A 20,941-nucleotide genomic window follows, 5' to 3' on the forward strand; every position below is an offset into this window, starting at 1 on the left:
AATGGATTGTCGGCGAATCGAAATCCTCTCGCGTTTTCGCGAGGATAAATTTCGGGCGCACATAGGGCGCAAACGCCGACATAATGGCCGGATTGCCACTTCACGCACGTCCGGTCGCCCGGTACCCGCCACGCAATGCGCCTCACGACCAAAGGGCTTCTGCTGATCGCGATTCCCGCCGTGTTCGAACTGAGCTTGCTGTCGGCCATCGTGAAGGCCGAGACCGACGCCGCCGCCGCGGAGCGCTGGGGCCAGCACAGCCAGGCGGTGCTGGCGCAGGCTTCGCGCGTGCTCGAACCGGTGCTGGTCGAGTCGGTCAAGCTGCGCGGTGCGGTGGCGGCCAACGACACGAGCTATGCCACGCCGGTCTCGATGTGGATGGACGTGGACCGCCGCATCGACCGGCTCGTCGAACTCGTGGCCGATAATCCCACACAGGTCGAGCGCGCCGTGCAGATTCGCCACGCCGTGCAGAACTATCGCCAATGGTCGGACCGCGTGCAGGACCTCTTGCGTTCTGGCCGGCGCGTCGACCTGGCCGAGCGCTTTCGCGCGCTCATGGCCGCCGACGTGCTCGACCGCGTGCGCACGCAGATCGTCTCGTTCCAGACCGAGGAGCGCCGCCTCGACGTATTTCGGGTGTCCGCCGCCGAAGCGGCGCGCGCCCAGCAGCAGACGCTCGTGATGACGGCAGTGCTTGGTTCGATCGTGCTGGTTGCGCTTGCCGTCTGGGTCTTTACGCGCGGGGTGCGCGGGCGGCTCGATGCGCTTTCCGACAACGCGAACCGGCTGGCCGCGAACGAACCGCTTGCGCCGCTCACGGCGGGCAACGACGAAATCGCCGAACTCGACCTCACGCTGCACCAGATCAGCCAGCGGCTGATCGAAGCCGAGCGGCTGCGCCTCGGTTTTCAGGCCGACCTTGCACGGCGCGCAGACCAGCTCGCACGCATCAACGAAAACCTTCGCCAGCAGACTCAGGAAAACGAGATGTTCATCCACGGCGTGTCGCACGATCTGCGCGCGCCGCTCGTGAACCTGCAGGGCTTTTCGCGCGAGCTCAATCACGCGTGCAACGACCTGCGCGAGCGTATCGCGCATTCTTCGCTCTCGCCGCAGGTGCGCGCGCGCATCGAGCGCACCATCAACGAGGATATCGGCGAGGCGCTGCGCTATCTGCAAACGGCGGTGCTGCGCGCATCGCACATCATCGACGCGCTGCTGCGGCTCGCGCGCGCGGGGCGCGTGGAGTACCGGCGACAGCGTATCAGTGTGCAGGAACTGGTGCAGCGCGTGGTCGACGCGATGCACGCGTCGATCCGCGCACGCGGCGCGCAGGTGAGCGTGCAAACGCTGCCCGACGTATGGGGCGACCCTACTGCGCTCGAACAGGTGTTTGCAAACCTGATCGGCAACGCGCTCAGCTATCTCGATCCGGCGCGCGACGGGCGCGTCGAGATCGGCACGGCTCATGCACCGCCGGGCGTGGAGTCGCTGCAGATTTTCTATGTGCGCGACAACGGGCTCGGTATTCCCGAGGTCGGCCTGCCGCGGCTCTTTCAGGCGTTTCAGCGCATGCACGGCAACGTGGCGCCAGGCGAGGGCATCGGGCTCGCGCTCGTGCGCCGCGTGGTCGAGCGGCACGGCGGGCGCGTGTGGGTGGAGTCGACGGAAGGCGAGGGGACGACGTTCTATCTGTCGCTGCCCGATGCGCTTGCGGTCGCGCCGCCGTTGCCCGGCGACGCGGAGCAGATCATCAGCGCGCTCGAACGCGCGGAGCGCTCGGAGGCTTCGCCCAGTAGCCTTGCGGAATAAGGTGCGGGCGATGGCGCGGGTGGCGCGAATGCGAAGGCAAGCGAGCGAAGCGAATCGCGGGCGGCGCCTGCAACGGCGTTGCGACCACCGGCAGGCGCTTAGACGTCCAGACAAGCGCGCTCTATCGGAGCTGTCCGAATTGGCGGCTGGCGCGCGCGTCGCCCCGTGCGAAACAGGGGCGACGCGCGCGTGGGATCAGCGCTCGCTCACGGCTCGATGCGCGTGCCGAGGAGCACGAGGAACTGGCGCAGCCATTCGGGATGGGCGGGCCACGCCGGCGCGGTGACGAAGGGCGCGTCGGTCACGGCGATGTCGATGGCGATGTCGGCATATTCGCCGCCCGCGAGCCGCACCTCGGGCGCGCAGGCCGGATAGGCCGAAATGCGCTTGCCGCGGATCACCTCGGCCGCGGCGAGCAGCTGGGCCGCATGGCAGATCGCCGCGATGGGCTTGTTCGCCTGGGCGAAGTGACGCACCATCTCGATGACCTTCGGGTCGAGGCGCAGATATTCGGGCGCGCGTCCCCCTGCGATGGCGAGCGCATCGTAGCTGGCGGCGTCGATTTCGTCGAAAGTCGCGTTGAGCGCGAACTGGTGCCCCGGCTTTTCGGTGTAGGTCTGGTCGCCCTCGAAATCGTGGATGGCGGTCTTCACGCGCTCGCCAGCCTTCTTGCCGGGGCATACCGCATCGACGCGGTGGCCGACTGCCTGCAGCGCCTGGAACGGCACCATCGTTTCATAGTCTTCGGCAAAATCGCCGGTGAGGAACAGGATCTTCTTGACGGCCATCGTTTGTCTCCGGAGGTGGACGGTGGAACAGATCGTGCGCCTGGGCAGTCTACTCCATCATGTTTGACGATTTCGCAAAGCACGGCGTCGCGGGCGCCGCACTGCACACCATCGACTGGCGGCGCTACGTGCCGGGCCGCGATGCGAGCGCGCTGGCCGCGTTGTTCCGCGCGTCCGTGACCACGCTCGCTGCCTCGTTCTACGACGCGGCGCAGCGCAGCGCGTGGGCTGCGGCCGCCGACGATCTCGCGGACTTCGACGCGCGTCTTTCTCGCGGGGTCACGCTCGTGGCGTACTGTGACGGCGCGGCAGCGGCGTTCGGGCAGCTCTTTCCGCTCGATCACGTCGAGATGCTTTACGTCGCGCCGGTGTGGTCGCGCCGCGGCCTCGCGACGCTGTCGCTGGCGCGGCTCGAAGCGCTCGCGCGCGAGGCCCGCTCGACGGTATTGAGTGCCGACGCGAGCGCGGTGTCGCGGCCGATTTTCGAGCGCGCGGGCTTTTCGCTCATTTCGTCGGAGTCGGTGTTGCGCGACGGCGTATCATTGCCGCGTTTTCATCTATGCAAGCCGCTTCATGCGGCGAATTTTTCAGGATGACCATGTATTCGAAGGTTTCGACGCAAACGCTGACGCTGGCCTCCCTGCTTGTGTGTGCGGCGCTCGCCGGCTGTAACAAGCACGATGCTTCCGCACCCGATCTGAGCAAGCAGTCCGCCGACGCCGTGAAGCAGGCCACGCAGGACGCCGCCAACCAGGCCGCGCAGCAGGCTGCGCAAACGCTCGACAAGGCCGCGAGCTTCGTGAACCAGCAACTCGGTGCAGCGCAGCAGAAGCTCGATTCGGCGGCCTCGCAAGGTCAACAGGCGAGCGCGTCCACGGCCGAGCTGGCTTCGGCGGCGCAGGGCCAGTTGCGCGGCGCGGCAAGCACGGCGCAGGCCTTGCTCGGGCAGGCCGCCGCGGCCACCGGGACCGGCTTGACGAGTGCGGGGCATTCGTTGCAGCGCTGGGCGAGCAACGCGGCCGCGTCGGCGCCGGCATCGGATGCTTCGAAGTAAGGCCGCAGCCGTGCGGGCCGCGACTGACGGGTTGACGCTACGAATTAATGTAATTATGATGGTTACACTTTTTGACGCGCGTGGTTCGAACCATTCGTGCGCCGCACAGCAGTGGCAGGTTTGCCGTGAATACGAGTAGCCGTTTCGCTTTTGCCGTTCACGTGCTCGCGCTGCTGGCGCAGCAGGAGGGCGTGCCGCTGTCGTCGGAGATCATCGCGGGCAGCGTGAACACCAATCCCGCGCTGATCCGCCGGCTCCTGTCGATGCTTGCCAGCGCGGGCCTCACGTCGTCGCAACTGGGCGCGGGCGGTGGCGCGCTGCTCGCACGCGAGCCGCAGGCAATCACGCTGCTCGACGTCTACCATGCAGTCGACGACGCGCAGTTGTTCGCCATGCACCGCGAGGAGCCGAATCCGGCCTGCCTCGTCGGGCGTCACATCCAGCAGACGCTGCGCGGCGTGATCGACGACGCACAGCGCGCCATGGAGGCGTCGCTCGCCACGCGCACGCTCGCGGACGTCGTCGACGACATGACGCGCAGCGAGCGCAAGCTCGAACGCGCGCGGGCGCGGCGGGCCTGAGCGGGCTGCGCGCAAGCAGAATCATCAGCGGGGCATTGCCCCGTTTTTTCACCCCCGAAATGTAACTTCGTTAGTTACATAATTACGGAAAACAGGAGTCAGTTCATGAGCAAGACGCTGAAAATCGCCCTCTTTGGCGCAACCGGCATGGTCGGTTCTCGCATCGCCGCCGAAGCGGCGCGCCGCGGCCACCAGGTGAGCGCGCTGGTGCGCCAGCCCGAGCGCGTGGCGGCCGCACCGAACGTCCACGCGGCGAAGGCCGATCTGCTCGACGCGGCGAGCGTCGCAGCCGCGGTGCGCGGTCACGATGTGGTGGCGAGCGCCTATGCGCCGCCCAAGGATCAGCTTGGCGACCTGCTGGTCGCGAGCCGCGCGCTCGTGGAAGGCGTGCGCGCCGCGGGGCTCGAGCGTCTCGTCGTGGTGGGCGGCGCCGGCTCGCTGGAAGTGGCGCCCGGCAAGCAGCTCGTCGATACCGAAGGCTTCCCCGACGCCTACAGGGCGATCGCGCTCGCCCATCGCGAGGCGTTCGACTACTACCGTACCGTCACCGACATCGACTGGACCTTCTTCGCGCCGGCCGCGATCATCGCGCCCGGCGAGCGCACGGGCACATTCCGCACGGGCGCCAATACGCTGATCGCCGATGCGAAGGGCGAGAGCCGCATTTCTGCCGAGGACTACGCAATCGCCTTCGTCGACGAACTCGAGCAGGGCCGCTTCATTCGTCAGATCACAACGGCGGCCTACTGAGGCGCGACGCGGCGCGTCCTGCGCGCTGACAAACTGTTACGCACGCGCGCGGCGCGGCGAGGTGGAGTGCGGCTAAACTGGAACGTCCTGTTTTTGCCCCTCCGCCATGAATACCAGCATCGGACGCGATGGCGCGGGCGCCGGGCCGTCGCGCATGCGCATCGACCCGGCGGATCGTGCACTTCTTTCACGCGCCGCGCCGGCGCGCCCGGGTCTACGCGCGTTCCTGCGCGCACTCATGCTCCTCGCTTGCCTCGCGGCGTGCCTTGCCGCGCCGCTGCGGGCCGCCGCCCAAGCCGCGCCGGCGCCCGTGCTGCCGGTGCTCAAGAGCATCATCACCGGGGCGCCGGCGGCTGCCTCGGGGGCTTCGGCGGCCGAGGCGGCCTCTGCGCCGTCACCGGCGAGCCAGGCCGAGTTCACGCGCTCGCTCGACAGCGTCATCAATACGCTCGACAACGAGCGCCAGCGCACCGCGCTCCTGAATCAGCTCAAGAAGCTGCGCAGCGCGTCGCAAAACGTGGCGCCCGCGCCCGCTTCGGGCGCGGCGGCGAACTCGGCGGGGCTGCTGGGCGCAATCGCATCCGGGCTCGCCTCGGTCGAGGCGGACGCCCGCCGCGGCCGCAGTCCGTTTCACTACTGGGCGGGGCGCTTCAGGGCAGCCGGCGTCGAGCTTTACGACATCGCCTCGGGCGGAGAAGGCGAAAGCCTCGGCCGCATCGTGTTCGATCTGTTCGCCATGCTGGCCGGCTGGGGCGCATGCGCCGCGGTGCTGCGCTGGATCGAGCGGCGGCTGCTCAGGCGTTTCGATGTCGAGACCGGCCTGCGGCCCGATCCCCGCACCATCGATCTGCTGATTTTCGTCGTGCATCGCGCGGCGCCGTGGATCGTGGCGTTCCTCGGCGCGCTCGTGGTCGAGCGTTCGCTGCCCGACGCGCTCGGGCGCACGCTCGCCCTCGTGATCGCCTACGCGATCGTCGCGGGCGCGGTGTTCTCGTCCATCTGCCTGATCATGTTTTCGCTGTTCGGTTCGGGGCACCGGCGCGCGGCCGTGCGCCTGCTGATCGCGCGCTCGCGCCGGCTGCTCTTTGCGATCGGCGTGCTGGCCGCGCTCGGCGACGCCGCGACCAATTTCGAAGTCGCGCGCCAGCTGGGCGCGAACACGGCGGCACTGGTGAGCACCGCCGCGAACATGGCGGCCGCAGTGCTGACGGTGGTGTTCGCCTTTGGTTTCCGGCGCCCGGTCGCGCATCTCATCCGCAACCGCAGCTATTCGCTGCGCCACGGCCACAAGGCGCTCACCGAAGTCCTCGACGTGCTCGCCTCGCTCTGGCAACTGCCGATGCTGCTGCTCGCCGGCGCTTCGATCGTCGCCACGTTCGGCGGGATCGGCAGCCGCGACGACGTGCTGCAGATTTCCGTGGTCTCCGCGCTCCTGCTCGTGCTCGCGTTCTTCCTCTCGGCGGTCGTGCTGCGCATCACGCGCCCGAACCCCGCGCGCGTGCGGCGGCGCTCGCCGTATCTGCGGCGCCTGCTGCGCTTTGCCGGCACGCTGCTCGTGGTGTTCATCTGGTTCGCGTACTTCGAATCGTGCGCACGCCTGTGGGACATTTCGCTCGCCGCGATCATCGAGGCGAGCGTGGCCGCGCGCGGCATCGCGCACGCCATTTTCGCGATCGTGTCGACGGTGTTCCTCGCGTGGCTCGTGTGGATCACGGTCGATACTGCGATCCTCGAAGCGCTCAATCCGAGCGGTCCGCGCACCAAGGGCCGCGCGCCCAGCACGCGCGCGCGCACCATGCTGCCGCTCGTGCGCAACGCGGTGCTCGTGACGATCCTCACCATCACCGGAATCGCCACCGCGGCGAATCTCGGCATCAACGTCACGCCGCTGCTCGCCGGCGCGGGCGTGATCGGTCTCGCCATCGGCTTTGGCGCGCAGTCGCTCGTGGCCGATCTCATCACCGGTCTGTTCATCATCATCGAAGAGACGATTTCGGTGGGCGACTGGATCGACATCGACAACGGGCATGCGGGCACGGTCGAGCATCTGTCGATCCGCACCGTGCGGCTGCGCGACGGGCAGGGCGCGATCCACGCGATTCCGTTCTCGCAGATCAAGATCGTGAAGAACCTTTCGCGCGATTTTGCGTTCGCCGTGTTCGAAGTGCGCGTGCCGTTCTCGGTCGATCTCGATACGGTCACGCGCATGATTCGCGAGACCGGCGCGGAACTCGTGGCCGATTTCCGCTATCGCCGCGAGATACTCGGGCCCGTGGAAGTGTGGGGGCTCGACCGGTTCGACCCGAACTGGATGGTCGTGAAAGGGCAGATCAAGACGCGGCCGCTGCAGCAGTGGAGTGTGGCGCGCGCGTTCAATGCGCGCCTGAAGCGCCACATGGACGAAGCCGGCATCGAGATGCCGGTGCCGCAGATGCAGGTGCACATGTCCTCGCGCGGCGGCGATGTCGAGGAGCCGCATGGTCATCCGCATCCGCATGGCGTGCACGTGGGCGGCGGCGTGGCACGCGATGCCTCGCACGAGCCGCGGCCCGCGCCGCCGCCGACGGCGGGCCCCGAGGGCGCACCGCCCCAGATTCCCACGGCGGGCAGCCGCGGCTGAAGGTCTGCGCCGCTCAGGTCAAACTCAAATCACCTGTGACGCCTTCGATGGATAGGGGCCAGTCGCGTTAAGACACGAGCGCCGTCTTGCGCACGAGCGGCAGCACGTCGTTGACCTGCGTTGAGATGTGCTCGGCGGCGACGCCGTAGACATGCAGCGAGACGGCCTGCGCGTCGCTGCCGTTCGACAGCCGGTGAATGCTGGCGCGCCCGCGCCCGCGTCCGCCGAACGACACCGCGCCGCTCGCGCGCGGATGCGAGCGCATCACGTCGGCGCCCTGGCGTGCGTCGTCCCACGCGTAGAGCGTTTCGGTCAGCGTGCCGTCGAGCACGGCGTAACCGCACCAGGTGTGATGCGCATGGATCGGGCTCGCGTGGCCCGGCTGCCAGACGAGCGCCGCGACCGCGTAGCGGCCGCGGCTGTCGGCCGCGATGACATGACGCCGATACGTCTGCGCGCTGCCTTCGCGCTGCGCGGGAGTGACGAGCGCCGGATCGGCGAGCGCACGCGTGAGCGCCGCGCGCAGGCCGCGCGCGAAGCGGGCGCAGCGCGACGGGTCGTCGGGCGTCGCGCAGGCATCGAAAGCGGCGTCGAGCGCGGCGGTGAAGCGGGCGACGGCGGCAGCGTGCTGCTCCGCGGTGTGGAAGGCGTTCAGCAGGGCGAGTTCGGCAGGGGCGTTCATGGCGTGTTCTTCTTCCGGTTTCTACAAGAAGATTTATAGCCGTTCGCGCCTGGAAAGCGTTTTCCTATTCTTTTCCCGTTTGCCCATCGTGTAGAATAAATTTCTACGCTTCGGGGAGTGCGGAAATGGATCTCATCGACAGAAAGCTGGTTGAGTTGCTGCAGCAGGACGCGACCATGCCGGTCGCGGAGTTGGCGCAGCGCGTCAATCTTTCGCAAACGCCGTGCTGGAAGCGCGTGCAGCGCCTGAAGGAAACGGGCGTGATCCGCGCGCAGGTCGCGCTGTGCGACCCGCGCAAGCTCGGCGTGGGGACGACGGTGTTCGTCGCCGTGCGCACGAACCAGCACACCGAGGCATGGGCGCAGACCTTCACGCGCGCCGTGCAGGAGATTCCCGAAATCGTCGAGGCGTATCGCATGAGCGGCGAGACCGACTATCTGCTTCGTATCGTGGTCTCCGATATCGACGACTTCGACCGCGTCTACAAGCAGCTCATCCGCGCCGTGCCGCTGTTCGACGTCAGTTCGAGCTTCGCGATGGAGCAGCTCAAATATTCGACGGCGCTGCCGGTGCGCAGCGGCACCTAGCGGCATCTGGCGGGACCCGGCGGCTCGCGCCGCAAGCCGTCTGCAAGGTATGGCGGCGTAGAATGCCCGTTCCTGTCATCCAACTCGAGGCTGGGCACGACCGATGAACGAACCGCGCAGGAAGAACCCCACTGTCGGCGTTGCCGTGCTCATCGTCGTAGTGGTGCTGTTCGTGATCGGCACCGTGCTGTTCAACGCACTGAAAAGCAAGCGCGAGTACGACGAGACCGTGGGCGCCGGCGCGGCGCACGCATCCGCGAGCACGGCCGCGTCGCAAGCCAGCGGCTCGACGCAGTGACGCGCCGGGCCGTTTTCTTCTTATTCCTCCGGTAGCCGGATGATGCTCGCGTCCCGGCGAATCAACCAGGACGCTGTGATCATCTGCTTGCACTGGTGGGCGAGCAGCTTGAGTTCCTGCGGCAGTTCCGCCGAGGCGCCGAGCGCGCGCTCGGCTTCCACCACCATCGCATCGAGTTCGCGCGTGAGCTGCTTCGTGATGTCGGCCTGATCGGCGGGCGCAGGCGTGCCCGCTTCGGCGGCGACGAGGTTCTCGCGCACGCACGACAGCGCGCGCTCGAGTGCGTCGAGCTTGACCTCCGGCTGGTCGGGCCGCGCCGTGCTGCGCAGGAGCGGGGCGGTGGCGGTGATCTGCGAGGCGAGCACGTGGCTGCGCACGAGCAGGTCGTTGAGCTCGGGCACGAACTTCTGCGCGGCCTTCGGTTCGAGCATCATGCGCTGGAACGCCTGGCCGAGATTCGCGAATGCCACGTGCACGTTCTTGCGCGCGAGCCGGTAGCGGAAGTCGCGCGCGAGCGACGGTGCCGCTGCGGCTACGCTCGCCGTGGCTTGCGCGGTCTGTGCAGCGGTTTTCGCGCCCACGGCCGACACGGGCGAGCCGGGAGCGCCGGCGGTGGGCGAGTCGTCGAGGGTCGCGGCGGCGGCTGCGGGTTCGTCGATGACGCTCGCCGCGTTCGCCGAAGCGCTCGCCATGGCGCTCACGCTGCTCGTCACCGGATTCGCCACGCCGCCCGCATCGCCTGCGCGCGTCGCCGCCGGCGCTGCATGGGCGGCCACGCGCGCGCCTGCCTCGCTCACCCCGGCCCCCGCGAACGCCGGCTGCGGCGCGCTCGTGCGCCCGCTCCACCACCAGCTCGCTTCGAGATAGCTGCGCGTCGCGGCGATCATGTCGTGCACGAGCTTGCCCATCAGGCGGTATTCCCAGTACGGAAACAGATGGCTCGCGGCGATGGCGATCATGCAGCCCACCACCGTATCGATCGCGCGCTCGCCGATGATGCGCATGCTGCCCGGCGCGAGCAGATGGAACATCAGGAGCACATAGGCCGACGTGAACACCACGCTCGCCGTGTAGTTGAAGAGCAGGAGGCTGTAGCTCATCACCATCGCCGCGAACATCGAGACGAGCAGCACGAGCGGCTGCTTCACGAGCAGGATCAGCGCAATGCTCGCGATACAGCCGATCAGCGTGCCGACGATACGCTGCGCGTTGCGCTGGCGCGTGAGCGAGTAGCCGGGCTTCAGGATGATGATGCTCGTCATCACGATCCAGTAGGCGTTGGTGAGTGGCAGAAGCCGCCCGAGCCAGAAGCCGACCGCCACGGCGATCGTCACGCGCAGCGCGTGGCGAAAGCTAGGCGAGGCCATCGTGAGATTCGAGAAGATCTGCAGCCAGGACACGCGGCGGTTCGTCACGAAACGTGTGAGCGCTTCGTCGATGCGCAGTTCGGTTTCGGTCGTCGGCACTTCGCTCGCGAGGCTGCGGCGCATGCGGTCGATCAGGCGTGTCGCGCTCCAGATGCGCCGGAACGACGCCGAGATCGCCGCATAGGCCTCCGGGTCGGTCGCGGCCAGGTCGCGCTTTTTCAGCAGCTCGAGTTCGTATTCGATGGCGCGCAACTCGGCTTTGACATTCACGCTCGCGCGCGGCGCCTCGTTTTGCAGCACTGCAAGGCCGATGTCTTCGAGATCGGCGGCGGCCTTGCGGATCAGGTCGCGGTAGAACACGAGCAGGTCTGAGCCGCCGAAGGTGTTGCGCACGAGCGGGTAGTCGGTGTGTGCGCCCACGAACAGCTCGTGCAGATCGACCGTGTTGATGAACAGGTTGAAGTGCATCGCGCGCCGCGCATCGATCTTGCCGGCCCTGAGCTTGGGCAGGTTGCGCAGCACGATGTCGCGTGCCGCGTCCTGGCGCTCGACGGCGGCGATCTGCTTCGCGACGAGGTTGCGATAGCACTCGTCGAGATCGTTGTCGAGGTCGAAGAACTGGGCGCGCGCGAGCAGATAGTCGGCGCAGGCGAACACGCTTTCGGCGAGCGCCTGCTGCTCGATGCGATCGAGCATGAGCTGGCTGATCATGGTCGACCACGCCGTGTACCAGAGGCCGCCCAGCAGGATCCACAGCGCATTGACGAGCGCGAGGTGCGGCGTGAAATGCTCCTCGAGCGTCATCACCATCATGAAGAGGGTGGCGAAGCTGATCTGCGGCCACCGGTTGCCGTAGACCACGATCAGCGAGAGCACGAAGGTGAGCGGCACCACGGTGGCCCAGAGCGCGACGGGGCTGAAGGTGGCGAGGCCGGTGGCGTAAGCGGAGAGAAACCCGATTACGCTGCACGCGAGCATTTCGTTGCGCTTGTACTTGAGCGGCCCCGGCATGTCGACCACGCAGGCGCCGAGCGCGCCGGTCGAGATGGTGAAACCCAGCTCGCTCTTGTGAAGGACGAACAGGCACAGGACGGCCGGAAGCGAGATGCCGATCGCGATGCGCAGGCCGCCGTAAAAGTACTGGCTATAGAGGAATTTCCTGATTTCTACGGAGTAGCGCATCGACTGCCGAGGGAGTTCGAGAGCGGACGGTACGCCGCGGACTGTGGCGCTGAGTCTAACGTATTTCGGGCGCGATCTGACCGTCGATGCATGCCGGAACGGGCCGAAGCTGGCGCCGGCGTCTCAGTCCACGCTGAGCGTGCTCGCGTTCGCTGCGGCGGCCGCGTCGCCGAGCAGGCCGTGCGTGCCGTTGATGCGCCGCATGCGCGTGCGATACCAGAAGGTCCAGGCCATCAGGCCGCCGAACACGCCATAGCCGATGATCGGCGAGACGACGAGAAAGCGCTCGATCGGCCAGGTGGCGGCCAGGTACGTGCGGAGCGCGGAATCGAGACAAAGCCCGAAGCCCCAGATGAACGTGAGCAGCCGCATGGCCGCCGCGAAGCTCGTGTTTTCCTTCCAGAGCTGTTCGAGCCGCGCGACGCCCTCGCGCGTCTCACGCGCGACCGTCGCTCGCGTGAGATAGAACACGAGCGGGCGCCTGGCGAGAAGCGAGATCAGAAACGCGGCGCCGATCGCGCCCGAGGCGAGGCTTTCGCGCATCAACAGCACGCGCGGGCTGCCGCCGAATGCCACGGCGAGCACAGAGAGTACGATGCCGAGCAGAATGACGGCGGAGAGCGCATCCACCCGCCGAAAGCGCACCAGTTCGACGATGCTCCAGGCAAGCGGCGGCGCGGCCGAGGCAATGAGGCCGCCGACTTCGCCCCAGTGCGGCTCGGCGAGACGGTAGGCGACCCAGGGAAGCAGGAGATTGACCGCCAGTTCGGCAACGAATGCGGGACGCAGCTTCATGGGGTGCGTGCTCCTGTGGGTTCGCCCAAGGGAATGTCGCAAGTATGGTTCATGCGCCGCGCGGCGGCAAACTGGCTGCACAGCGGCCGACGGCGGATCGGCTTGCCCCTTGCGCGAGGAGGTGTCACGCCTGTGTCATGCCTGTGCCGATTCAGCCGCGCTGTGCGACACTGCCGCGTGTCCGGCCCGATGCGGCCTGCTTTCTTTCTCGTTGCCCATGACCGCACGCGCGCCCATCCCGTTGCAGGAAATCGAACTCGTCGCCGTTCGCGCGCAGGGCGCGGGCGGCCAGAACGTGAACAAGGTGTCGAGCGCGATTCATCTGCGCTTCGACATCCGCGCCTCGTCGTTGCCCGAGGTGCTCAAGATGCGCCTGCTCGCGCTCGCCGACCGCCGGATTACGAGCGAGGGCGTCGTCGTGGTCAAGTCGCAGGAATACCGCACCCAGGAACAGAACCGCGTGGCCGCGCTTGCGCGCCTGGAGGAACTGGTCGACAGCGTGAGCGTGACGCGCAAGGCGCGCGTGGCGACGCGTCCCACGCGCGCCTCGAAGCTGCGCCGGCTCGACAGCAAGGCGCGCACCGGTGAGCTGAAGGCGGGGCGTCGGCGTGTCACCGACTAGCGACCCGGATCACGCGGCGGCTTGACCCGGCTCGCGCCACGGGCGCTCGCGCGGCCCGTGCTCGGGCGGAAAGTCCGCGCACAACATGTGCGCCAGACGCGGTCGAAATTGGAGATGCCCGCACCGAAGTCGGGTTCGGCATGGCTTGGGACGGACGGCGGCGCGGGCGGTTCGCGGGCGCCTCTACCGCCAGGGCCGCGCAACTGCCTTCCAAAGCAGGCGCTCGCCTTCGGTGCGAGCGCCTCGCATGCCGACCGCCGGCGGCCTGGGTTTGCCGCTCAGTGCGCCGTGTTGGGCACGTCGAGAATCAGGATGATGGTCCAGTCCGCGTCGCCTTCGTGGTGGTATTGGCGCTCCGCCACGATGAACGGCTGCTGCTTGCCGGCCGGGCCGAGAAACAGCACGTCGCCTTCCATCGGCAGGCATTCGATGGGGGGCAGCGCGAGATACGCATCCTGGTTGCCGCCGCGCGGCATCAGTTTTTCGATCTTGCGTGAGGCCGCTTCGGTCCATTCGATGTCGAGCTGGATGTTGCTCATTGCGTTTCTCCGCGCGTGGCGCGCACAAAAGGTTGGGTCTGCCGACCGCGTCTAGCCGACCGCGTCTAGCCGACCGCGTCTGGCCGACCGCGTCTAGCCGACCGCGTCTAGCCGACCGCGTCTAGCCGACCGCGTCTAGCCGACCGCGTCTAGCCGACCGCGTCTGGCCGACCGCAACTGGCCAACCGCGGCGTTTTCGAGGTGCGCGACTTTAGCATACCGCGCCGGCGCGTCGGCGCGGGCCGCTGCGCGCGAGGCCACAAACGCAGCGAAGTGCCGCGGCGAAGAAAAAAGCCGATGGCGGCTAAACCGGCATCGGCTTCATTCCCGGGAAGGCGTCGCCCGCGTGCGCTGGGCTGCGCGCGGCCAGCCTCGTCCGTTCTTACTGGGCAGGGGCCTTCTTGTGATGCGGATGCCCCGACTTGTGATGCATCATGGGCGCCGGCGCAGGCGCGGCTTCCTGTTGCTGCTGCAGCGCCTGCGCGCGTTGCAGGACGTCGTCGGCCTTGGCCGGGTCGGTGCTCATCGTGATGCCGTTATCCGACTGCGCATGCGCAGCGCCCGCCAGTGCGGAAAGTGAAATCAGGACTGCGAGGGACACTTTTTTCATCTCTACCTCCGAAGGAGCGGTTTATGGACCCAGCCGGTGCCTGTCCAAGCAGGATGGACACCCCATTCTAACGATCAAATACTCGCTCCAGATGACATCACGTAAGCCGTTCGTGCGGGAGTTACATCTCGTTACATCTAACGTCGCCTAACGGTCATATTAGAACCAGCCGATCATCCGATACACATAGAACTGGGCAACCCCAATCGATTCGTGGAGCGCCGTTTCAGCGGACTTGAGATTTGCGAGGCGCGGAAGCAGGCCGCGCTCGACATGCCGCACGCTGGAAACCGCAGGCAGCGGGTCCATGTCGAAACGCCGGAAATCGAGCATCGCACGGCGCATCTGGTACGAGGACGTGACGAGCAGGAGCGTTTCGTCATTCCCGGCGCGGACGATGGGCGCGACGTTGCGCGCGTTCTGATACGTCGTGAGGCTCTGGTTTTCGAGCACGAGATCGGCGCTCGGCACACCGGCGCGCAGCAGGTAGGGCGCGTAGTTGTCGGCCTCGGCGCTCGCATGGTGCTCCGGGTTGCCGCCACTCACGATCACGCGGCATGTGCCGCCCGCGCGCGCGCACTGTGCGTACAACTCGGCGGCAAGCGCGATGCGTGCGTAGACGTCGCGCGCGGGGAACAGCCGGCCGCCGTGCGATTCGGTGCCGCCGCCCAGCATGATGATGGCGGTGCGCGCACCGAAGTGCGCCGGGCCGATTTTCGCCTGATCGTAGGGAGTGCGATACAACTCCGGCTGGGCGATATCGAGCAGCACCGCGGTGAGCCAGCCGGTCGCGAGCAGCCAGAAGACCGCGGCCGCGCAGACCGCGACACGCCAGCGCGCGCTGCGCCACAGCAGGCCGAGCGCAACAAATAGCACAAACAAAACGAATAGAATCAATTTGGATGAGGTAACGTATTGTTTTCGGGAAAATGCGCGTCCAACCGACCTTTGCGCCGCGAGCGTGGCGCGGCGTTGGCCGTGCGGGAAGCGGTGAAGCCGCTTTCACGGGGGCCCGGATAACCTGCAGTCCCTGCCGCTGCTCATCGCACGGATAGGGCGCGTGGGCCCGCCAGGGCACAGACTGCGCCATTCTCAGGTCCGCGTTGCGCCGCAGCCGGCTCGCGTGAGACTCAATGATCGCAGGACTGCATTTTAAGAAAGAAGTGAGATGACCACGTATTCCAACGAAGCAGTACTCGAAGCGCTGAGACGGGTGCAGTATCGACAGGTCCCGTGGGCGCGTCGTCCTGAGGTGTTCCAGTATTTGCGCGATCTCGGCATGATGGACATCGTCCGGCAGCGCACGGTTGCGCCGGCGCCGGGTTTCCATGCGCCGGTCGATATCGCGGTGCTGACCGATCGCGGCCGCGCCGAATTCGCCCGGCTCGCTCGCGACGAGCGCACGGTGCAGTGGAGCGCGCATCGCGTGGCCGACTATGTCGCGGAGCGCGTACCCCAATCCGGCCTCGAAGCCAGCCAGTAGTACCCCCGTTTGTACCCCCGTCCTCTTCGTCCCGCCAAAAAAAAGCCCGCATCGAAAGATACGGGCTTACCGGAATTACTGCTGCCACGCTGTGCTTGATGGCGTAAGGATAGACCGCACATGAAGCGCGGTGGTTCCCCGGGGCAGGGTATTTGCTGAGCCCGCGACGTGCCGGACGCTCTTACCGTCATCGCTGCTCGTTCGTCGGTTCCGGCCGTCCCCTCGATGGTGTTTCGCTGGCCGGCTTACCGGCGCTGCGCTGGTTCCTGCCTCTGCGGCGCGCTGCGACGGGCATTGTCCGCAATATCGCCCCGCAAGTCGCCGCGCGGCACTGGCGGTTTGCTCGCGTTCGGGCCAGGCGCTACGGGCGGCATGGCGTGCGCGCCGGTGCGCGCGATCGACCATGTCGGTACGGAGGCATGCGGCGGGTGGGCCGCGGCGCTGAACGACACGAACGAAGCGGTCGGCGCGAAAAGGGCGAGGGCGAACAGCGAAACCATGATGCCCCGGATGTGCAGGTTCATGGATTTCATGGTGATTCCCCGTCAATCCAGTTTCTTGACGTTAGTGGACATGCTCCTAAGCTAACGTCGGGCACGAAAGCGCGCTGTAAATATTAGTAAAGAGATGTATCGCGCGATGCCGATCGCCTGGTTGCGGACGCAGCGACGTCGATGCGGCCCGCATCAGTGGGGAGGGGTGGCGCTACTGGCACGACCGGAAAGCGGTCTGCAGCGGCCAAGAAATACGCAAGGATGGGGAGAAAAACACGCCGGGCGCACGATGCGCCCGGCGGGAAAGCAGTTCAAGCGCGGCTCAGGCCATCTTGACCGGCGCGCGCCACGATTCCGGATTGGTCCAGAACGCGCCGCGCAAGCGATCACGGCTGGGCGGTGCGGGCGGCTTGGTCGCCGTGGCGCCGATACGGCCGCGCAGCGAAATTTCACGCCCGTTCGTGCTCAGTCGCTTGACGATCTCCGCAAGCGTGCCGTCTGCCTGCCACTCGTCGAAACGACGGCGGCAAGTCGGCGGCGAGGGGTAGCGGCCCGGCAGCTTGGACCAGCCTTCACCCGTCGAAAGCACCCAGAGCACCGCGTTGACCACAGCACGCGCTTCGACGCGAGGCCGTCCGCGCCGTTCGCTCCGTGCCGGTTCAGCACAGAACAACGCCTCGACCAGCGCCCATTCGTTGTCTCTCAAATCGTCGAACAGCATCATGTTTCACCTCAGCGAAGCTATCTCCGGTGCGCTGCCCCGCGCTGCGCACTCTTCATGGACTCCCGGCCGGATGCCGGAGTACCAGGCGGGCCCGGCTGGATCGTCCCGGACTGCATGCTTCCGGTACGTCCATCGAACCTGTGCGTGCCTTAATGCGAAAACCGTGCCAGCACGTACGTTCTCGTCTTGAAGCCGCGTGGCGCCAAGCCCGCGCGGGAGATTGCCAGGGGCGTATAAGACTCGAAAACACTTATCGAGAAAATCGGGAGAATCACCAATCTTGTGCAGACAAGCCCGTCCGCCGTGCGTTTGCGCCGTATTGCTGCATTGCGGCGAATAATGGGTGGCGAGGTTCCTCTATACGTAACGAGGGGTGACCGGCATAAAATTGCATGAAAACGGACAATTCATGAGGCAAGCGGATGAATGTGACGCTGCGGCAGTTGCGGGTTTTCATCGAGGTTGCCCGGCTGCAGAGCTTTAGCCGGGCCGGGGACGAAATCGGGCTCACGCAGTCGGCGGTGAGCCGATGTGTACGCGAGCTCGAAGCCGAGATTGGCGTGAAGCTCGTCGACCGGACCACGCGCGAGGTGCAGCTCACCGATGTCGGCGCGAACCTGATCGCGAGCATTCCGCGCCTGCTGGGCGATCTCGATGACGCCCTGCGTGAAATTCGCGAGATCGGCGAGCAGCGGCGCGGCCGCGTCGTCGTGGCGGCCAGTCCGACGGTCGCGTGCCGCTTGATGCCCCAGGTCGTCGCCGCGTGCGGGCGGCAGTTTCCCTACATCACGCTTGGCTTGCGCGACGACGTGCAGAGCGACGTCGTGCGCAAGATCCGCTCGGGCGAGGTGGACTTCGGCGTCATCATCGGGCCCTTTGCCGCTGAGGATCTCGAAACCGAATGCCTGACTACGGACTCGTTCTGCGTGGTCGTGCGCGGCGATCACGCGCTCGCGCTGAGCCAGGAAGTCGCGTGGAAGGAGCTGGACGGCGAGCGTCTGGTGATGCTGGATTACGCTTCGGGCAGCCGCCCGCTCATCGACGCCGTGATGAGCGAGCAGGGCGTGCGTGCACGCGTGGTGCAGGAGCTGGGCCATCCGGCCACGGTCTTCGGTCTCGTCGAAGCGGGGGTGGGCATCAGCGTGTTGCCCTGGCTCGCGCTGCCCATGCCGGCGGGTGCTCCCTTGCTTGCGCGGCCGCTCGTGCCGCGCGCGCAGCGCACCGTCGAACTCGTGCGGCGGCGCGACCGCTCGCTTTCGCCGGCCGCCGAGGCGGTCTGGTCGCTGATCCGTCAACTTGCCGGCCAGCCCGAAGCGCGGCACTGAAACCGCTGCGCGTATGCCTGGAGGCGCGGAGCTCGTCGCGCGGGGCCGCGCGATACACTGCATGCTTTCCCACATTCTGTGCCACCCGGAACCCCGATGAGCGATTTCGAACCGTCGTCCTCCGTCTGTCTGCCCCGTGAAGCGGTGCGTGCGTTGCGCTCGTCGCAGATCCGCGAAGTGGCGAACGCCGGGTTCGGCGTTCCCGACGTGCTGCCGTTCTGGTTCGGCGAGTCCGACCGTGTGACGCCACCGTTCATCCGCGAGGCGGCGGCCGACGCGCTGGGGCGCGGCGACACGTTCTATACGCACAACCTCGGCATCGCGCCGCTGCGCGAATCGCTCGCGCGATACGTGAGCGAACTGCACGGCGCAACGTCGGTGGATAACGTGGCGGTCACGAGCGCGGGCGTCAACGCGTTGATGCTGGCGGCGCAGCTCGTCGTCGGCGCGGGCGACCGGGTGGTGGCAGTGACCCCGCTGTGGCCGAACCTCGTCGAAATCCCGAAGATTCTCGGCGCCACGGTCGAGACGGTCTCGCTCGACTACGGTGAGCGCGGCTGGACGCTCGATCTCGACCGGCTGCTGGCGGCGCTCACGCCCGAGACGCGTCTTCTCATGATCAACTCGCCGAACAATCCGACCGGTTGGGCGATGACGCGCGACCAGCAGCGCGTGGTGCTCGAGCATTGCCGGCGCCTCGGCATCTGGATCGTCGCCGACGAGGTCTACGAGCGCCTTTACTACGGCGCCACGAGCGAGCGCACCGCGCCCTCGTTCCTCGATCTTGCGTCGCGCGAAGAGCGCCTGATCTGCGTCAATTCGTTCTCGAAGGCCTGGCTCATGACCGGCTGGCGGCTCGGCTGGATGGTCGTGCCGCGCACCTTGACCGACGATCTGGGCAAGCTGGTCGAGTACAACACCTCGTGTGCGCCCGCGTTCGTGCAGCAGGCCGGCATTGCGGCCGTCGAGCACGGCGAGCCGTTCACGCGTGCGCTGGTGGCCGATCTGCGCGCCTCGCGCGACCACCTCGCCGCGGCGCTGGCGAAGCTGCCCGGCGTCGATGTGAAAGTGCCGCACGGGGCGATGTACCTTTTTTTCCGGCTGGCGGGCGCGCAGCACAGCCTCGAGTTGTGCAAGGCGCTGGTGCGCGACGTGGGCCTCGGCCTCGCGCCGGGAAGCGCGTTCGGACCGCAAGGGGAAGGCTTCGTGCGCTGGTGCTATGCGTGCGACCCCGCGCGGCTCGACGCCGGCGTCGAGCGACTCGCGCGCTACCTCGAGACGGTGGGAGCGCATTGAGTGTGCGTCGGCGCGGCTTGCACCGCGCCATGCACCGGCGTGGCGCCAGCGGGCATAAAGCGGTGACGGGGCCCGGATTAAAATGAGGCCCCTCATGCGGAATGGCGTCTTTACGCACCCGGCGTTTTTGCGTAATATGGCGCTCAGTCAAGCGATTCCCTGCGGGAACTTCGCGGCTCCCTCCGGCTGGGTCTGGCTCTTTGCCTGAATTTCGGCCCCCCGGTGCGTGCTCCCATCAATATGACCGATCAGAATCGGGCGAGCGCGTCTCCAAGTTCCATATCGTCTTTCGTCTGTCTGATCCGGTTCCTTGAACCTGATTTACCTTACTTAGGGTCTGACCTGGCTGCATGAATACCCAAGAGGCGAAAATCGTCCTCGAGACTGCATTGATCTGCACGCAGGAGCCGTTGAAGATCGGCGAACTGCGCAAACTGTTTGCCGACGACATTTCGGCCGACACGGTCCGCAACCTGCTCGAAGACCTGCGGCATGAATGGTCCGGGCGCGGCGTCGAGCTGGTGGGGCTCGCGTCGGGCTGGCGCTTTCAGAGCAAGCCGGCCATGCGGACGTACCTTGACCGGTTGCACCCCGAAAAGCCGCCGCGCTATTCGCGCGCGGTCCTCGAAACGCTCGCGATCATCGCGTACCGGCAGCCGGTCACGCGCGGCGATATCGAGGAAATTCGCGGCGTCACGGTCAACACGCAGGTCGTCAAACAGCTCGAGGACCGTAACTGGATCGAAGTCATCGGTCATCGTGACGTGCCGGGCCGCCCGGCACTCTATGCAACGACACGGGAGTTTCTCGACGATCTCGGCCTGAAGTCGCTCGACGAATTGCCGCCGCTCGACGATCCGTCGAGCCAGTTCGGCGAGCAACTGCTTGCCCAGCATGCGATCGAGTTTCCCGATAGCGCCGCGGCACAGTTCGTTGCGCAAGGCCAGCCCGAGGCTGACTCCGGTGTCGCGGGCGCGGAAGATGCGCTGACGCCGGTAGCGGAAGGGGAAACGCCGGGCGATGAAACGCCCGCACAGCCCGAAAGCGAAGCGCGCGAGACGCACGCAACGGAAGAAGCGGAACCAACGCACGAGGCGGCAGGCGCAAACGTTGCATACGCAGCCGATGCCCCGGGCGAAGCGGTACATGACGAAGCAAGCCTCGCGCAGCACGGGTCAGCCCCGGACGCTCACGCGCAGGATGCCGCGCACGCAGCAGATGCGGCGGGCGAAGAAGAACACGAAGACCGCCGCGACGCGGCGCAGGACGACCCCGTCTCGACGACGGACGACGAAGCCGCACGACGCGGCATCTGAAGCAACAAGCATT

21 protein-coding genes and 1 pseudogene are annotated in these 20,941 nt (G+C 67.0%); 13 read left to right on the forward strand and 9 right to left on the reverse strand.

Going from position 1 to position 20,941, the window contains the following annotated elements; genetic code table 11:
- The first annotated feature begins 135 nt into the window (after positions 1-135).
- Complete coding sequence (locus AB4Y43_RS03525; protein ID WP_368727051.1) at positions 136-1,815, forward strand: ATP-binding protein; 1,680 nt, start codon at positions 136-138, stop codon at positions 1,813-1,815.
- A 206-nt stretch (positions 1,816-2,021) separates the two neighbouring features.
- On the opposite strand, the gene AB4Y43_RS03530 is transcribed toward AB4Y43_RS03525, so the two are convergent.
- On the reverse strand, positions 2,022-2,603 hold the full coding sequence (locus tag AB4Y43_RS03530; protein ID WP_368727052.1) for a DJ-1/PfpI family protein: 582 nt from the start codon (positions 2,601-2,603) through the stop codon (positions 2,022-2,024).
- Positions 2,604-2,662: 59 nt separating this feature from the next.
- Between AB4Y43_RS03530 and AB4Y43_RS03535 the strand changes: the two genes are divergently transcribed.
- The 5 genes from AB4Y43_RS03535 (at position 2,663) to AB4Y43_RS03555 (ending at position 7,608) form a co-directional block, all read left to right on the forward strand.
- Positions 2,663-3,199, forward strand: a complete 537-nt coding sequence (locus AB4Y43_RS03535; RefSeq protein ID WP_083245542.1) for a GNAT family N-acetyltransferase — start codon at positions 2,663-2,665, stop codon at positions 3,197-3,199.
- A complete protein-coding gene (locus tag AB4Y43_RS03540) occupies positions 3,196-3,657 on the forward strand; it encodes a hypothetical protein (protein WP_368727053.1) in 462 nt (153 codons plus the stop codon). The genes AB4Y43_RS03535 and AB4Y43_RS03540 overlap by 4 nt, the downstream gene beginning before the upstream one ends.
- Positions 3,658-3,782: 125 nt before the next feature.
- Complete coding sequence (locus AB4Y43_RS03545; RefSeq protein WP_069267928.1) at positions 3,783-4,238, forward strand: Rrf2 family transcriptional regulator; 456 nt, start codon at positions 3,783-3,785, stop codon at positions 4,236-4,238.
- A gap of 105 nt (positions 4,239-4,343) precedes the next feature.
- The gene (locus AB4Y43_RS03550; RefSeq protein WP_342945594.1) at positions 4,344-4,988 is read left to right on the forward strand and encodes an NAD(P)H-binding protein; all 645 of its coding nucleotides are present in this window, start codon (positions 4,344-4,346) and stop codon (positions 4,986-4,988) included.
- 238 nt (positions 4,989-5,226) lie between these two features.
- Positions 5,227-7,608, forward strand: coding sequence for a mechanosensitive ion channel domain-containing protein (locus tag AB4Y43_RS03555; RefSeq protein ID WP_342946000.1), 2,382 nt, complete (start codon positions 5,227-5,229; stop codon positions 7,606-7,608).
- Between the two features lie 67 nt (positions 7,609-7,675).
- On the opposite strand, the gene AB4Y43_RS03560 is transcribed toward AB4Y43_RS03555, so the two are convergent.
- Positions 7,676-8,290: a cysteine dioxygenase gene (locus tag AB4Y43_RS03560; RefSeq protein ID WP_368727054.1), complete on the reverse strand. Its 615-nt coding sequence runs from the start codon at positions 8,288-8,290 to the stop codon at positions 7,676-7,678.
- 125 nt (positions 8,291-8,415) lie between these two features.
- Here AB4Y43_RS03560 and AB4Y43_RS03565 point away from each other — a divergent pair, with 125 nt between their 5' ends.
- Both AB4Y43_RS03565 and AB4Y43_RS03570 read left to right on the forward strand, forming a co-directional pair.
- Complete coding sequence (locus tag AB4Y43_RS03565; RefSeq protein ID WP_028204798.1) at positions 8,416-8,877, forward strand: Lrp/AsnC family transcriptional regulator; 462 nt, start codon at positions 8,416-8,418, stop codon at positions 8,875-8,877.
- Between the two features lie 103 nt (positions 8,878-8,980).
- A complete protein-coding gene (locus AB4Y43_RS03570; protein ID WP_368727055.1) occupies positions 8,981-9,175 on the forward strand; it encodes a hypothetical protein in 195 nt (64 codons plus the stop codon).
- Positions 9,176-9,195: 20 nt separating this feature from the next.
- Here AB4Y43_RS03570 and AB4Y43_RS03575 read toward each other — a convergent pair whose 3' ends face one another.
- Both AB4Y43_RS03575 and AB4Y43_RS03580 read right to left on the reverse strand, forming a co-directional pair.
- The gene (locus AB4Y43_RS03575; protein WP_368727056.1) at positions 9,196-11,724 is read right to left on the reverse strand and encodes an FUSC family membrane protein; all 2,529 of its coding nucleotides are present in this window, start codon (positions 11,722-11,724) and stop codon (positions 9,196-9,198) included.
- A 123-nt stretch (positions 11,725-11,847) separates the two neighbouring features.
- Positions 11,848-12,519 carry a VC0807 family protein gene (locus AB4Y43_RS03580; protein ID WP_342945597.1) on the reverse strand — a complete coding sequence of 224 codons (672 nt, stop codon included), beginning with the start codon at positions 12,517-12,519 and terminating at the stop codon, positions 11,848-11,850.
- A gap of 217 nt (positions 12,520-12,736) precedes the next feature.
- Here AB4Y43_RS03580 and arfB point away from each other — a divergent pair, with 217 nt between their 5' ends.
- Positions 12,737-13,141 (forward strand): alternative ribosome rescue aminoacyl-tRNA hydrolase ArfB, encoded by a 405-nt coding sequence (arfB, locus tag AB4Y43_RS03585; RefSeq protein ID WP_368727057.1) that lies wholly within the window; start codon positions 12,737-12,739, stop codon positions 13,139-13,141.
- A gap of 278 nt (positions 13,142-13,419) precedes the next feature.
- Here the strand turns inward: arfB and AB4Y43_RS03590 are convergent, their stop codons facing one another.
- The 3 genes from AB4Y43_RS03590 to AB4Y43_RS03600 form a co-directional block, all read right to left on the reverse strand.
- Positions 13,420-13,680 carry a hypothetical protein gene (locus AB4Y43_RS03590; protein ID WP_028212153.1) on the reverse strand — a complete coding sequence of 87 codons (261 nt, stop codon included), beginning with the start codon at positions 13,678-13,680 and terminating at the stop codon, positions 13,420-13,422.
- Between the two features lie 382 nt (positions 13,681-14,062).
- Entirely contained in the window at positions 14,063-14,290 is a 228-nt protein-coding gene (locus AB4Y43_RS03595; protein ID WP_028204804.1) for a hypothetical protein, read from the reverse strand.
- A 159-nt stretch (positions 14,291-14,449) separates the two neighbouring features.
- Positions 14,450-15,172 (reverse strand): YdcF family protein, encoded by a 723-nt coding sequence (locus tag AB4Y43_RS03600; RefSeq protein ID WP_342945598.1) that lies wholly within the window; start codon positions 15,170-15,172, stop codon positions 14,450-14,452.
- 286 nt (positions 15,173-15,458) lie between these two features.
- Between AB4Y43_RS03600 and AB4Y43_RS03605 the strand changes: the two genes are divergently transcribed.
- On the forward strand, positions 15,459-15,773 hold the full coding sequence (locus AB4Y43_RS03605) for a hypothetical protein (protein WP_069267881.1): 315 nt from the start codon (positions 15,459-15,461) through the stop codon (positions 15,771-15,773).
- Between the two features lie 245 nt (positions 15,774-16,018).
- Here AB4Y43_RS03605 and AB4Y43_RS03610 read toward each other — a convergent pair whose 3' ends face one another.
- A complete protein-coding gene (locus AB4Y43_RS03610; RefSeq protein ID WP_141710846.1) occupies positions 16,019-16,306 on the reverse strand; it encodes a hypothetical protein in 288 nt (95 codons plus the stop codon).
- 295 nt (positions 16,307-16,601) lie between these two features.
- Positions 16,602-16,988: pseudogene (locus AB4Y43_RS03615) on the reverse strand (transposase); the annotation flags it as partial.
- Between the two features lie 425 nt (positions 16,989-17,413).
- Between AB4Y43_RS03615 and AB4Y43_RS03620 the strand changes: the two are divergent.
- From AB4Y43_RS03620 to scpB, 3 genes are all read left to right on the forward strand, one after another.
- Positions 17,414-18,316 carry a LysR substrate-binding domain-containing protein gene (locus AB4Y43_RS03620; RefSeq protein WP_368727058.1) on the forward strand — a complete coding sequence of 301 codons (903 nt, stop codon included), beginning with the start codon at positions 17,414-17,416 and terminating at the stop codon, positions 18,314-18,316.
- Between the two features lie 96 nt (positions 18,317-18,412).
- Positions 18,413-19,612, forward strand: coding sequence for a pyridoxal phosphate-dependent aminotransferase (locus AB4Y43_RS03625; protein ID WP_368727059.1), 1,200 nt, complete (start codon positions 18,413-18,415; stop codon positions 19,610-19,612).
- 350 nt (positions 19,613-19,962) lie between these two features.
- A complete protein-coding gene (scpB, locus tag AB4Y43_RS03630) occupies positions 19,963-20,928 on the forward strand; it encodes an SMC-Scp complex subunit ScpB (protein WP_368727060.1) in 966 nt (321 codons plus the stop codon).
- Positions 20,929-20,941 lie beyond the last annotated feature (13 nt).

It is taken from the genome of Paraburkholderia sp. BR10872, from assembly GCF_040965835.1.
GTDB classification, from domain to species: Bacteria; Pseudomonadota; Gammaproteobacteria; order Burkholderiales; family Burkholderiaceae; genus Paraburkholderia; species Paraburkholderia nodosa_A.